12 protein-coding genes are annotated in these 15,105 nt (G+C 42.1%); 3 read left to right on the forward strand and 9 right to left on the reverse strand.

Annotated features, from left to right (window positions below; all coding sequences use genetic code 11):
• The first annotated feature begins 8 nt into the window (after positions 1-8).
• On the forward strand, positions 9-1,133 hold the full coding sequence (locus H9X96_RS12085) for an 8-amino-7-oxononanoate synthase (RefSeq protein WP_187666524.1): 1,125 nt from the start codon (positions 9-11) through the stop codon (positions 1,131-1,133).
• Position 1,134: 1 nt separating this feature from the next.
• Positions 1,135-1,752 carry a dethiobiotin synthase gene (gene bioD / locus H9X96_RS12090; RefSeq protein WP_187666525.1) on the forward strand — a complete coding sequence of 206 codons (618 nt, stop codon included), beginning with the start codon at positions 1,135-1,137 and terminating at the stop codon, positions 1,750-1,752.
• Positions 1,753-1,812: 60 nt separating this feature from the next.
• Here the strand turns inward: bioD and rplT are convergent, their stop codons facing one another.
• From rplT to H9X96_RS12130, 8 genes are all read right to left on the reverse strand, one after another.
• A complete protein-coding gene (gene rplT, locus H9X96_RS12095; protein ID WP_062547999.1) occupies positions 1,813-2,157 on the reverse strand; it encodes a 50S ribosomal protein L20 in 345 nt (114 codons plus the stop codon).
• Positions 2,158-2,231: 74 nt separating this feature from the next.
• Positions 2,232-2,432 (reverse strand): 50S ribosomal protein L35, encoded by a 201-nt coding sequence (gene rpmI / locus H9X96_RS12100; protein ID WP_062547998.1) that lies wholly within the window; start codon positions 2,430-2,432, stop codon positions 2,232-2,234.
• A gap of 28 nt (positions 2,433-2,460) precedes the next feature.
• Positions 2,461-3,030: a translation initiation factor IF-3 gene (gene infC / locus H9X96_RS12105; protein WP_015807729.1), complete on the reverse strand. Its 570-nt coding sequence runs from the start codon at positions 3,028-3,030 to the stop codon at positions 2,461-2,463.
• 13 nt (positions 3,031-3,043) lie between these two features.
• Complete coding sequence (gene thrS, locus H9X96_RS12110; protein ID WP_187666526.1) at positions 3,044-4,969, reverse strand: threonine--tRNA ligase; 1,926 nt, start codon at positions 4,967-4,969, stop codon at positions 3,044-3,046.
• A gap of 391 nt (positions 4,970-5,360) precedes the next feature.
• Positions 5,361-6,098, reverse strand: coding sequence for a (Fe-S)-binding protein (locus tag H9X96_RS12115; RefSeq protein WP_187666527.1), 738 nt, complete (start codon positions 6,096-6,098; stop codon positions 5,361-5,363).
• 32 nt (positions 6,099-6,130) lie between these two features.
• Entirely contained in the window at positions 6,131-7,435 is a 1,305-nt protein-coding gene (locus tag H9X96_RS12120; RefSeq protein ID WP_187666528.1) for an MFS transporter, read from the reverse strand.
• Positions 7,436-7,479: 44 nt separating this feature from the next.
• Positions 7,480-8,190, reverse strand: coding sequence for a head GIN domain-containing protein (locus H9X96_RS12125; RefSeq protein WP_187666529.1), 711 nt, complete (start codon positions 8,188-8,190; stop codon positions 7,480-7,482).
• 21 nt (positions 8,191-8,211) lie between these two features.
• Positions 8,212-10,104: a RecQ family ATP-dependent DNA helicase gene (locus H9X96_RS12130; protein WP_187666530.1), complete on the reverse strand. Its 1,893-nt coding sequence runs from the start codon at positions 10,102-10,104 to the stop codon at positions 8,212-8,214.
• A 76-nt stretch (positions 10,105-10,180) separates the two neighbouring features.
• Between H9X96_RS12130 and H9X96_RS12135 the strand changes: the two genes are divergently transcribed.
• Complete coding sequence (locus tag H9X96_RS12135) at positions 10,181-13,420, forward strand: amidohydrolase family protein (protein WP_187666707.1); 3,240 nt, start codon at positions 10,181-10,183, stop codon at positions 13,418-13,420.
• 87 nt (positions 13,421-13,507) lie between these two features.
• Here the strand turns inward: H9X96_RS12135 and H9X96_RS12140 are convergent, their stop codons facing one another.
• Positions 13,508-15,094 carry a RagB/SusD family nutrient uptake outer membrane protein gene (locus H9X96_RS12140; protein ID WP_187666531.1) on the reverse strand — a complete coding sequence of 529 codons (1,587 nt, stop codon included), beginning with the start codon at positions 15,092-15,094 and terminating at the stop codon, positions 13,508-13,510.
• Between the last annotated feature and the right edge of the window lie 11 nt (positions 15,095-15,105).

The raw sequence follows: 15,105 nt of genomic DNA on the forward strand, positions 1-15,105 counted from the left end.
TTGGAGCAATGAATAAGACCTGGCAGTTTATACTACACAAGTTACAGGATAGAAAGGAAAAAGGATCATTGAGAAAATTATCCAGCAATCCCCATCCCATCGACTTTTGCTCAAACGATTATCTGGGCTTTTCCAGATCAGCAGAACTGCAGCAAAATATCGCCGATACCCTCAGCCAAATCCCTCATTCGGCTATTGGCTCTGGTGGCTCGAGATTACTCAGCGGTAACCACGCCTATACAGAGGAAACCGAAGCTTTTATCTCAAATTTTCACCAGGCGGAAAGTGGATTGATCTTTAACTCCGGCTATGATGCCAATGTTGGTTTGATTTCCAGCCTGGCACAGCGGGGAGATACCATCATAGCTGATGAACTGATCCATGCCAGTCTGATTGATGGTGCGCGGCTCAGTCACGCCAACAGATACACCTTTAAGCACAATAATATAGAAGCCCTGGAGGCCAAACTAAAACTAGCCACCGGAAACATTTATGTCCTGGTAGAAAGCGTCTATTCGATGGACGGCGACCTTGCCCCGCTACAAGAAATCAATGCTTGCTGTAAGAAATATGATGCCAATCTGATCGTAGATGAAGCGCATGCCCTAGGTATATTCGGAATTTACGGAAAGGGACGAGTGCAGGAACTCGGCTTGGAAAAAGAAGTATTTGCACGTGTGGTGACCTTTGGAAAAGCACTCGGCTGTCACGGGGCAATTGTTTTAGGAAATGCCCCATTAAGGGAATACCTGCTCAATTATGCCAGGTCCTTTATTTATACGACCGCTGCGCCACTCCACAGCATCGCGAGCATCAACTGCGCCTATCAGCTGCTGGCTTCAGCAGACCATACGCCATGGATCCAGCAAACCATCCAGCAATACAGCGATGCCCTGAAATCAGCAGGCTATCGGGGACTGACCAGCCAAAGCACCATTCAAACCATTCGCTACCAGAGCAACACTTCCGCTAAAAACGCAGCAGCAAGCTTGCAGCAGAAAGGATTTGACATCCGTGCAATTGTAAGCCCCACCGTTCCTATTGGAACAGAAAGGTTAAGGATTTGTCTGCATACCTACAATACAGAAGAAGAAATTAACGCCTTGATCCAATCATTGGTTTTATTAAAATAATATGAACAATACGTATTTCATTACAGGAATCGGTACCGGCATCGGAAAAACGATCGTTAGCGCCATCCTGACCCAAAAACTTGCATCAGATTACTGGAAACCCATACAATCCGGAGATTTAGAGCAAAGTGACAGCTTATCTATCAAAGATCTGATCAGCAATACAAAAACAGTGATCCATCCTGAGCAATATAGGTTAAGTCAGCCCCTATCACCGCATTTATCTGCCAGATTGGACGGCATTGAAATCAAAACTCAAGACCTGAAACTGCCTGCAACCAAAAACCAGCTCATCATTGAAGGTGCTGGCGGACTAATGGTACCGATTAATGAGAAAGAATTGATATTAGACCTCATCCCAGTGTTAAATGCAAAGCTGATCATTGTTTCCCAGAATTACCTGGGCAGCATCAACCATACCCTACTCAGCCTGGAGGTGTTGAAATCAAGAAATATTCAGGTGCAGGGCATCATCTTCAATGGCGAAGCCAATAAAGAATCTGAAAGCTATATCGCCAACTATACTGGCATTCCAATACTCGGGAATATCCCAAAATTAGCTCGTCTGGACAAGAAGTCCATTGCGGAAGCCGGGAAATTCATCCAGCTTTCAAAATAGAAGCCAATAAAAAAGGGAGCTGGAAGCTCCCTTTTTTTATGATTAAAATGATCGTTAGATCTATTTTACTGCATCAATAACTGCTTTGAAAGCTGCTGGATGGTTCATTGCTAAATCAGCTAAAACTTTACGGTTTAAACCGATGTTTGCAGTCGCTAATTTACCGATCAATTGAGAGTAAGAAATACCATGTTGACGAGCTCCAGCGTTGATACGTTGAATCCATAATCCACGGAATTCTCTTTTCTTAACTTTACGGTCACGGTATGCATATTGCAAACCTTTTTCTACCGTGTTTTTAGCGATTGTGAAAACCTTACTTCTTGATCCCCAATAGCCTTTGGCCATATTTAGGACTTTTTTCCTTCTTCTTCTCGAAGCTACTGCGTTTACCGAACGTGGCATAGTGTGTTGTTTTTTGATAAACGGTGTTGCGTATTACAGCAAACTTACTACCGGGTACCTGGTTAAAAATTTAATTATTTACCGATAGCAAGCATACGCTTAACGTTGCCCATATCAGCTGCGGACACCATTGAAGTGTGACCCAAATTACGCTTACGTTTAGTCGACATCTTAGTTAAGATGTGGCTTTTGTAGGCATTCTTCCTTGCAATTTTACCTGTTCCAGTAAGCTTAAAACGCTTTTTAGCACTGGAATTGGTTTTCATTTTTGGCATAACCTGTGTTTATTAATATGTAATTTATTTATTTCTTAGCAACTTTTGGAGCTAACGTTAAAAACATACGCTTGCCCTCTAACTTAGGTAATAACTCCACTTTACCGATATCTTCAAGCGCCTGTGCAAACTTAAGCAACAAGATCTCTCCCTGCTCTTTGTAAACAATCGCTCTACCTTTAAAGTGTACATAAGCCCTAACTTTTTCTCCGTTTTCAAGGAAACTAATTGCGTGTTTCAACTTAAATTGAAAATCGTGATCATTTGTGTTAGGACCAAAACGGATCTCCTTAATGACAGTCTGTTTTGCGTTTGCTTTAATCTCCTTCTGTTTTTTCTTCTGCTCGTAAACAAACTTACTGTAATCAATGATCCGACATACCGGAGGCACTGCATTTGGAGAAATCTCAACAAGATCCAATTCCAATTCGTCGGCAAGGGCTAAAGCTTTTGCCAAAGGATAGATCCCCGGTTCAACATTATCTCCAGCTAATCTAACCTCCTGAGCTCTGATAAACTGATTAATATTATGTTCTGCTTCTTTTTTCTTAAAAGGAGGACGTGGTCCCCTGTTAAATCCTGGTCTGCCTAATGCCAAATTTATATACTATTTAAATTGTTATTTCTTTAATTAATAATTCACTAAACTCTTGCTGAGTCATTTCACCTAAATCTCCTGTGCCGTGTTTCCTTACTGAAACCTTTCCTTCCGCCATTTCCTTCTCTCCAATGATCAGCATATAAGGGATTTTTTTAACCTCAGCGTCTCTGATTTTTCTTCCAATTTTCTCGTCCCGGAAGTCAATCAAACCGCGAATATCGGAATTATTTAGCTCATCTGAAACTTTTTTTGCATAATCTTCATACTTTTCTGAGATCGGAAGGATAATAAATTGCTCCGGAGAAAGCCATAATGGGAAATTACCAGCGCAGTGTTCGATCAATACCGCGATAAAACGCTCTAAAGAACCGAATGGAGCCCTATGGATCATCACCGGACGGTGCTTTAAGTTATCACTACCTGTGTATTCCAATTCAAAACGCTCAGGTAAGTTATAATCTACCTGGATCGTTCCCAACTGCCATTTTCTGCCCAGTGCATCTTTTACCATAAAGTCTAACTTCGGACCATAGAAAGCAGCCTCGCCGTATTCTACTACAGTAGGTAATTCTTTTTCCGCAGCAGCCTCGATGATCGCCGATTCAGCCAAAGCCCAATTTTCATCAGAACCAATGTACTTCGTTCTGTTCTCAGGATCTCTCAAAGAAATTTGTGCCACATAATCGTTAAACCCAAGAGATTTAAACACATACAATACCAGGTCAATTACTTTTTTGAATTCTTCTTTTACCTGATCCGGGCGACAAAACAAATGCGCATCATCCTGAGTAAAGCCACGAACCCTGGTTAAGCCATGAAGCTCTCCACTTTGTTCGTAACGATATACCGTTCCAAACTCTGCAAAACGCAAAGGAAGGTCCTTGTAAGAACGAGGTTTTACTTTATAAATCTCACAATGGTGAGGGCAGTTCATCGGTTTAAGGAAAAACTCCTCCCCTTCTTGTGGGGTTTTAATCGGTTGAAAAGCATCTTTACCATACTTCTCGTAATGACCAGAAGTAATGTATAAATTCTTATGGCCAATATGAGGTGTAACTACCTGCTCATATCCTGATTTTGCCTGTGCTTTTGTTAAAAACTGAACCAGACGCTCACGCAAAGCAGCACCTTTTGGCAGCCACAATGGTAATCCCATACCTACTTTCTCAGAGAAAGCAAACAATTCCAATTCCTTACCCAGCTTACGGTGATCTCTTTTCTTCGCCTCTTCAATCATGTGAAGATACTCAGTCAGCTCAGACGCTTTAGGGAAAGTTACCCCATAAATACGGGTTAACTGTTTTTTAGTTTCATCACCGCGCCAGTAAGCACCTGCAACATTCATCAATTTTACCGCTTTAACAAAACCGGTATTTGGAATGTGCGGCCCACGACAAAGGTCCGTAAACTCACCTTGGTTATAGAATGTGATCTTTCCATCTTCCAGTCCTTCTAACAGGTCTAGCTTGTACTCATCACCTTTTTCTGTAAAATATTTAATCGCATCCGCTTTAGAAACGCGCTCCCTTACAAAAACTTGTTTTTGCTTAGCCAGCTCAATCATCTTCGCCTCAATCGCTTTGAAATCATCCGAAGAAAATTCCCTGTCGCCGAAATCTACATCATAGTAGAATCCAGTTTCAATAGCAGGACCAATACCGAATTTTGTACCCGGATATAAAGCCTCTAAGGCTTCCGCCATAAGGTGGGCAGAAGAATGCCAGAATGTAGCCTTACCAGCCGCATCATTCCAGGTCAGCAACTTTACCGTTGAATCGCTTTCAATTGCTCTGGAAGAATCCCAAATTTCACCGTTTACTTCCGCAGCTAATACGTTGCGCGCTAATCCCTCTGAAATAGAGAGTGCAATTTGATGGGCTGTTATACCCTTTTCATACTGACGGCTAGAACCATCAGGCAGTGTAATGTTAATCATCTACAACTATGATTTAAGTTAATTAATTGATTTTAAACAATTTAGACAACTCTTATTCTACGTGTAATAAAATATTACCTAAATCATGACCGTTTTTTTCAACTGCCACTGGCACAAATATAACAATTCAAGTCCGAAAATCCAGCCTTGTTCAAGCAATCATTTTTATAAATTACGATAGGAGTCATCAGGCAGTCAGGATGTACTCGGGAAGAGACCTGCATTTCTGTAGCTGCAGGAGGGGGTTCGGTTAGGGTTCGGATAGCAAAGACTAAGGCAACCCTACGCGAACCCTAACCGAACCCTCTCCGAACCCTATTATAAGGCCGATCTCTTCCCGAACACTACCCGACCACTTTCTCGTCTTTTTATCCTTCTCTGATACTGAAAATTAATATTCTGTACTTTCTAACCAGCCATTCGCCAAAACATCCGCCAAATGCATCGTTTTCAATGGAATGCTATTTTTATCGATATATCCCTGCAAGTGCATCAGACAGGATAAATCGGTGGAGATCACATATTCAGCGCCCATTTCCAGGGCATTATTTACTTTTTGCTCCGCCATAGCCGAAGAAATCGCATCAAACTTCACAGAAAACGTACCGCCAAATCCGCAGCACATATCTGTATCCTTCATTTCTACCATCTCTAATCCATGGACTTTAGACAATAGCTGACGTGGCTCTTCTTTAATCTTACACTCTCTCAATCCACTGCAGGAATCATGGTAAACCGCTTTTCCATCCAGTTCCGCGCCAAAATAATCTCTTTTTAACACGTTCACCAGGAAATCAGAAAGCTCATACACATGCTGCTGAATGCTGCGGCATTTATTATGGAGATTGGTATTGGTAAACAGGTCGCTATAGCCACTCTTCACCATGCCAACGCAGGATGCAGAAGGTGCCACAATATAATCTGTACCGGAAAAATCACTTAAAAACTTCGTCCCTGTTTCTTTAGCCTGCTCCCAATATCCGGAGTTATAGGCCGGCTGACCGCAGCAAGTTTGCGCGGAATTATAAAACACCTCACAACCCGCTTTCTCCAATAGCTTTATCGTATTAAATGCAGTCTCAGGATATAACTGATCAACAAAACAAGGAACAAACAATTCTATCTTCATGGGTATCTAATTCTTATTAAAATCTATCATGGTTAACCTTTAACCAATTTTGGTTCTGCCTTTTTTAACAGCAGCAAAAATATCAAACCTATTACAAAAAAGGAGACCAATGCCAGCACAGAATTTCTGATGCTGCCAGTTTGTTCCTCAATATAAGCAAAACTAAAAAGACCAATCACAACCGCCAGTTTTTCTGTTACATCATAGAAACTGAAAAAGGAAGCGGTATCTGGTGTATTTTCAGGTAAGAACTTAGCGTACGTAGACCTCGATAATGACTGAATCCCACCCATAATCAGGCCAACTACTGCTGCTAAGCCATAAAATTCAAATTCATTAGTCGTGTAATAAGCAGCAACGCAAGCCCCTACCCATACGATAACAACCAGAATCAGCACATTGATATTGCCAATCTTTTTGGCAAACCTCGACATCCACATGGCACCCCAGATGGCCACTAGCTGTATGATTAAAATTACAGCAATTAATTTAGAAGTTCCCAAATGCAAGGTTTTCTCTCCAAAACCGGCCGCCGCCAGCATCACCGTCTGCACACCCATCGAGTAAAAGAAAAAAGCAATCAAATAGTGTTTTAAAAAATTCATCTGCTTTAATTGCTGCCAGACTTTGCGCAGTTCTCCAAAGCCATTATGCACCAGGCTCTTATTTAAAGCCGTATAATTCGGACTTCCAGCCGGCAGTTTACGAAAAGGTATCTGTGCAAAAGCGACCCACCAAATCCCTACCAGTAAAAAGGACAGCCTTGCCGGTAAAGAACCATCAGTAATGCCAAAAAGTTCTGGTTTTAGTACAAATACAAAACAAATGACCTGCAGAATCACACTCCCTACATAACCATAGGCAAAACCTTGGGCACTCACCCGATCCTGCTGATCCTTAGTCGCAATTTCCGGAAGGTAGGAATTGTTAAACAGCACCCCGCCAACATAGCCCATGGCCGCAATAGCAAAAAGGATAATGCCCAATTCCAGGCTTTCCAGTTTAAAGAAAAACAAACCCATACAGGCAAAACCGCCGATATAGGTAAAGATCTTCATGAATATTTTCTTGTTTCCTCGATAATCCGCAGTAGCGGAAAGCAAGGGCATTAAAATCACCATCACTAAATAGGCAACTGAAAGTGCATAATTAGATAAAGCTGTATTCGTAAAAGTATATCCGAAAAACTTTACCTGATCGCCATGCTCGGCAGTAGTGGTGATGATCGTATAATAAGCAGGAAAAATTGTTGAAGTAATGACTAAATTATAAGCAGAATTTGCCCAATCAAAAAAAGCCCATGACCGGATGACTTTTTTGTCGTTTTTTTGTTCCATGTATCAAATAAGGCCGCTAAAATAGCTAAAAAACAACCATCAGGCTAATTAACTTTCTCCAGTTTCGCTGCTCCGGATTTTTTCTCGCTTACATTTTTTGGATTCCCTTTATAATAAATCTCACTTGCACCAGAAGTCTTTACTTTTAAGTCGTTCAGTACATTGATATTGGCTTTTCCGGTACCATCAATATTGATGTCATATACACCAGCTACAAAATCAAAAGCTTCCAGTTTTGAATTGCCGCTTGTTTTCAGCACATGAGTTCCCGTTTGTCCGGTCAAAGTTAGTTTTCCGATACCATCAATTTTCGAAGTCAGCTTACTCGCATTGAGGTTCAAATTCACATCAGAACTGCCTTGTAAATCAAGGTCCAGATCTTTCACATAGATAGGTCCCGTTCCAAACACACGCACCATACCATTGGTTTCCAAATCTTTGAGCTCACCAATTCCAGCGTAAATCACCACAGAGTCTGTTCCGCAGTACTTTCCGTTCTCTAATTTAAGTTCCAATTCACTCCCACTCACCCTTGATCTGATCAATGGTACTATATTAGAATCCGCCTGGATCTTCACATTATACGTACTGTCCTGCGTCAAAACCAATTTAATCGTACCGCTCACCTTAATTTTATCGTAACTTTTCAGTTCCACTACCTTAGTGATCTGGATTCCTGAATCTTCAATACATTTTGTAGTACATCCTGCTAAAAACACAGGAATAGCAAAAGCGATAAGTTGTAATTTCTTCATAGGGGATAATTTTATTGCAATTTACAAATAATAGTTTTTACCATCTGTTTTAATTTTTCCGGCATCCAGCAATTCACGGATCCGTCCTAATCGATCATGTTCATTACCGGTTTTGATCCCGGTTACCAGATCCTCGATAGACTGTGCTTTCGTTTGCAGTAAAGTGACCAGTTCAAAATCGATCCGGTCGAAGCGTAAATCCTGGTCCTCGGCTTTTTTCTCTTCCAGACAAACATCGCAGACACCGCATTTATCGGCATCCGGCTCATCAAAATAACGCAGCAGCTGCACACTCCTACATTCCTTGGTATCGGTATAAGCCAGTACTGAATTGATCTGATCCATCTGGATTTTCTTTCTTAGCTCGATGTATTTCACCTCAATATCCATGTGCACAAAATCCACTCTTGGGCGGATATATTGGAGCTGAGGCTGATCTGATTGTGGCAAATAAGACAATAAACCTTGTTCTTCCAGGTTACTGATCATCTTCTTTGCCGTGCTATACGAGAGCCCCACTTTCTTAGCCAGCTCGTTTTCTTCAATTCTCACATACTGATCAAATGCGCCGCCGTAAGACCGCAGGATCGCCTTGATCAGCGGATCATATCCTGCATTCTCTATTTGAAAACGATAAACGTCTTCATGAGCAGCAGTAAACAACACCCTGGAAGGCAAAAAGATGTTTTCAGAAAGTGTCAGGTAACCATCATGCTCTAAAAATTTCAGTGCTGCCATGGTCTTGATCACGCCTACATTAAAACGCTTACAGAAATCCGCAAGGTCAAAATTAAAAGTCAGCCCTTCTCCAGCACCAAAGGCGAGCTGGAAGTAATTTCCAAGGTAATGGTAAGTCTTTTTGATGTCTTCCACACTGGGAAAATGATCTGCATATTTGGCTTTTAAAGAAACTTGGTCCGATTTATTGGCCAGCAATACCGCATAAGCTTTTTGTTCATCACGCCCTGCCCTACCGGCTTCCTGATAATAGGCTTCCAGACTTTCCGGTAGATCCAGGTGTACCACAAAGCGCACATCCGGCTTATCGATCCCCATGCCAAAAGCATTGGTCGCCACCATCACCCTTATTTTATTTTTTTTCCATTCGTCCTGTTTACGGAAGCGATCTGCCTTTTCAATTCCGGCATGGTAAAAATCTGCCGCTAATTGATGTCTGGTTAAAAAAGAAGCGACTTCAACAGTCTCTCTTCTGTTCCTGACATACACCAAACCACTCCCTTTCACATTTTTCACAATGTCGAGCAGTTTTCCGTATTTATCCTCTTTATCCATCACCACATAGCTCAGGTTCTTACGCTCAAAACTCTGCACATAGATTTTGCTGTCTTTAAATTTTAGCTTATCGACAATATCTGCCCGCACAAACTGCGTAGCAGTAGCGGTTAAAGCCAGAACAGGTACTTTAGGATGAATTTCACGGATCTCAGCGATCTGTTGATACGGTGGCCGAAAATCATATCCCCATTGGGAAATACAATGCGCTTCATCTACCGCAATTAAATTCACGTTCATATAAGAAATACGAATGCGTACAATTTCTGATAATAATCTTTCCGGCGATAGGTATAAAAACTTAATCTTGCCATAAATACAGTTGTCGAGCAGGATATCGATTTCTCGTTTTCCCATTCCTGCATAGATAGCGACCGCCTCAATGCCTTTTGCTTTCAGGTTTTCCACCTGATCTTTCATCAAGGCAATCAGGGGTGAAATGACAATACAAATCCCTTCCCTGGCCAATGCAGGTATCTGAAAGCAAAGGGACTTACCTCCGCCGGTTGGCAATAACGCTAAAGTGTCATGGCCATTTAAAACGGAACTGATGATGTCTGATTGGAGTGGTCTGAAAGTGTCAAACCCCCAGTATTTTTTAAGTATCTCGGCTTCGCTCATAAAAAGGTTACTCATCAAAACTATAAAAATGAACTGATATTATTAAATTGCAGGCTTATTTACACCGATTTTCATGATGAAAAAAACTTTACTACCATTGGCTTTGGTATTCATCTTCCAGTCTGCCTTTTCCCAGGAAAAGAAATGGGACATCGAAAAATACCAGGGCCCAACAAAAACCTTCCATATTGAAACCGATGAAGGAACCTGGATGAACCTCGATGTGAGTGCCGATGGTAAAGATATTGTTTTTGACCTGTTGGGAGATATTTACAGCATGCCCATCAGCGGTGGAAATGCTACCCTACTGAGTGGAGGCATACCATGGGACATTCAGCCACGCTTTAGTCCAAACGGAAAATACATTTCTTATACCAGTGATAAGAACGGGGCTGATAATATCTGGATCATGAACCGCGATGGTTCAGGAAAAAGACAAGTCACCAAAGAAACTTTCCGATTGCTGAACAATGCAACCTGGACGCCAAACAGTGAATACCTGGTGGCTCGTAAACACTTCACCGGCTCACGTTCTCTTGGTGCAGGAGAAATGTGGATGTACAGCATGTATGGTGGCGAAGGGGTACAGCTGACCAAAAGAAAAAATGACCAGCAAGATGCCGGTGAGCCAAATATCAGCCCGAACGGCAGGTACTTATACTTCTCTGAAGACATGGCTCCGGGACCTAATTTTGAATACAGCAAAGATCCAAATGGGATGATTTATGCGATCCGCCAATTGGATATGGTGACTGGCAAACTCAGCAATCTTGTGGCACAGCAAGGCGGTGCTGCCCGTCCGCAGATCTCTCCGGATGGAAAAATGATGGCTTATGTAAAACGCGTTCGCCTAAAATCGGTTTTATATGTACAGAATTTACGTACTGCCGAAGAATGGCCAGTATATGAAGATCTCTCTCATGACCAGCAGGAAACCTGGGCTATATTTGGGGTATACCCAAACTTTGCCTGGACACCAGATAATAAGAACATCGTATTTTATGCTAAAGGAAAGATCAAAAGGATCGAACTATCTACGTTAATTAGCAACGACATTCCTTTCCAGGTGAACAGTAAGCAAACTGTTCAGCAAGCGCTTCATTTCCCGCATCAGGTATACAGCAATGAATTTGATGTCAAAATGATCAGACAGCTGACCAGCTCCGCAGATGGAAAAATGGTGATCTTCAATGCTGCAGGATTTCTATACAAAAAAGACCTGCCAAATGGTACTCCAGAGCGTGTCACCAACGGTATTGATTTTGAGTTTGAACCTAAAATCAGTAACGATGGAAAATACGTGATTTACACCACCTGGAACGATGAATTAAAAGGCGCAATCAAAAGAACCGATCTGAAATCAGGAAAGACCGTCACTTTAACTGACGAAAAAGGATTCTACTATTCTCCATCTTACTCTCATAAAGGAGACCGCATTATTTTCAGAAAAGGAATAGGAAATGATGTATTGGGATATGCTTATGGCAGAGGAACAGGAATCTACATCATGTCGGCGAATGGCGGTGCAAAAACCTTGATCTCCGACAATGGTATCAAGCCCCAGTTCAATACAGACGATACCCGTATTTATTTCCAGGGTTATGAAGGTGGTAAAAAAGCTTTTAAAAGTATCGACCTGAATGGTGCAAATGAGAGAACCCATTACACCTCTACTTATGTCACACAATTTACCCCAAGTCCGGATGGAAAATGGATGGCTTTCACAGAGCTGTTTAATGTTTATGTGACACCAATGGTTACTGTAGGCACTCCCCTGGAACTTTCTGCAACAAACAAAGCAATTCCACTGACCAAAATCACTAAAGATGGCGGAACCTATATCCATTGGAGCAATGACAGTCAGAAGTTATTGTGGACATTGGGCGATAGATACTTCAGCAAAGACATCAAATCTGCCTTCAGCTTCGATGAGGCAGGTGTACAGGTCGCACAAAAACCAGATACGGTTGGGCTTCCTCTAGGCTTAAAATTGAAAAGCGACCGTCCGAATGGATTGCTTGCTTTAACAGGGGCCAGAATCATCACGATGAAAGGCGATGAAGTAATTGAAGAAGGAACCATTCTCGTAGAAAACAACAAGATTATTGCTGTGGGTAAGTCTTCGGAAATGACCGTTCCAGCGGATGCGAAAGTCATTGATGTGACCGGCAAAACGATTATGCCAGGGATTGTGGATGTACATGCACACTTAAGAACTAGTCCTGATGGTATTTCGCCGCAGCAGGATTGGTCATATATGGCAAACCTTGCTTTCGGAGTGACTTCTTCTCATGACCCTTCCAGCAATACAGAAATGGTATTTAGCCAGGCAGAAATGCTGAAAGCAGGCAGAATGGTTGGCCCTCGTTTATACTCTACAGGTTCTATTTTATACGGTGCTGATGGTGATTTTAAAGTTGTGATCAACAGTCTTGATGATGCACTATCTCACCTCAAAAGGTTAAAAGCAGTAGGTGCGTTTTCAGTAAAATCTTACAATCAGCCTAGAAGAGATCAGCGTCAGCAGATCCTTGAAGCCGCCCGACAATTGAAAATGGAAGTGGTTCCTGAAGGTGGATCTACGTTTTTTACCAATATGAATATGGTGGCAGATGGTCATACCGGAATTGAACACAGCATTCCTGTAGCACCGGTTTATAAAGACGTCACTTCTTTCTGGGGCAATACTGCAGTAGCCTATACGCCAACATTGATTGTAAGTTATGGTAGCCAATGGGGAGAAAACTACTGGTACGACAGAACCAATGTTTGGGAAAATGAGCGATTGATGGCCTTCACCCCACGTGCCATTATTGATGCCCGCGCCAGAAGAAGAACGACTGCTGAATACGGAGATTACGGACATATTGAAGTCGCTAAGGCGACTAAACAAATTGCCGATACCGGCGTAAAAGTAAACCTGGGTGCGCATGGTCAGATTCAAGGGCTAGGTGCACATTGGGAGTTGTGGATGTTGGTACAAGGCGGTATGTCGCCATTACAAGCCATCCGAAGCGGCACTTTAAACGGCGCAGCATACTTAGGTATGGATAAAGAAATCGGTTCTCTGGAGCCAGGAAAATTAGCGGATTTAGTGATCATGGATGCTAATCCTTTGAACGACATCAGAAACTCTGAGAAGATTAAATATGTGATGATTAACGGTCGTATTTTCGACAGTCTTTCGATGAATGAGATTGGTACCAGAGAAAAGCTACGCGGCAAGTTCTGGTTTGAGACTGGCAAAGGAATGATTTACAGCTTCCCAACAGGAGTTGCAGAAACCTATACTTATACCATTCCAAACTGCGATTAATTTCATTATAAATCATCAAAGTACAATACCTAAAAACGGGGTCTGGTTTATAAACCAGACCCCGTTTTTATTTTATCAAACTGACAACTATTGTCCTGAAAAAGGATTTTGATCAGTAGGTTTAAGCGCTTCATTATTGGTCATTTCCAACTGTGGAATCTGACCGATAAAGCGGTAATCATTTGAAGGCAATGTACCCGTAGGGTTTGTCGCAGAGGCTACATAACCATTCAATTGGTTCACACCCCAGGTATAATGTCCTTCTTTATAAGTGGCAGTTTCCTGGTAACGAAGCAATGGTTTTTGCAGGCGCAGCAAGTCATAAAAACCGGTTACCCCTTCACAAAGTAATTCCTTGCGTCTTTCTACATAAATGGCTTCCAGAAGTGTTGGACCAGCAGCGGCAGTAGTCACGTTGACCACTCCTCTCGCTCTTTGCAAACGGTTTAGGTAAGTCAAGCCATCTCCACCAGAATTTGCTGCAGCTTCAGCCATGATCAAAAGCATTTCAGAACCTCTCATCAATGAAACTTCCGGACGGGTATTTCCCTGTACCGCACCATTCGCATCGCCATAATGTTTGTACTTGTTATATGCCCATTTTGTAGACCATTCCTGAGAAGCATTCTTGGTACGTTTCCAGAACTGATACCTATCTTCTGTCTTTTCAAACAGCTGCTCGTACTTTCCATCTGCGAAGAAACTCAGGAAGGCATAGATAGGACCATCAGTAAAACCTTCGCCATAGCTTTCATCCTGGTTATACCAGAAGTTAAACTGGGTACTTCCGCCAATATTATCGGTATCTGTATATTTCATGGCCCACATGATCTCTGGGTAACCATTAGTGATTACCTTATCAAAACCACTTCTGTATTGATCACGAGTCATCAACTGACTATAAGCATTGTAAGCAGTTGTTGCTTCCGCAAGCGCATTCGGCCAATCGTTCATCACCAGATATACCCTGGCCAATTGTCCTGAAATCACGTTTTTATCAATTGTCCATTTGTTCGGACGCTCATAATTAGCCAGCAGCCCTTTTGCCTCTTTCAAGTCAGCTAAAATCTGTTGGTAGCAGGCTTCTACAGAAGAACGCGGCATACTTTCCGGATCAGTAGAGGATAACCTCAGGATCACTCCTGGTTTATTTTTAGCCAGCATATAGGTTTGCTGATAGTTTTGGATCAGGTGGAAATAACAGATGCCTCGGATGGCTTTTGCCTGTCCCATAATCTGCTGTTTCAATTCCGGCCCCCCATCTGCAGTTGGCAATGCTGTGATAATCGCATTCACCTCATTGATCGTTTTATACATCATGGACCATATCGCATCCGAATTTCCGGTAATCTGCGTCCTGGTAGGCTCATAAGTATAAGAAGTGACCTGATTACCGCCCATATTGGTGTGACTAAGTATATCAGCACCACCAAGGTCTACGTACATCTGTAAACCTGCAAGACCTGAATAAGCCCTATCCGCGCCGTTATTGTTAAAATACAGTTTTTTGTAGGCTGAGGTGAGCACCATATTTAACTGGGTCACATTTTTAAGCACTGCCCCATCAGAGGTAGCGGTAGATGACTTTGTGTCCAGGAATTTTTTACAGCCGGCGAAGCTTGTCATCAAAACGGGTACTGCCAGCAATAAGACTGTTTTATATATTATTTTCATCGTTGTCGTAT

The sequence above is a fragment of the Pedobacter sp. N36a genome (genome assembly GCF_014472395.1).
GTDB lineage: Bacteria > Bacteroidota > Bacteroidia > Sphingobacteriales > Sphingobacteriaceae > Pedobacter.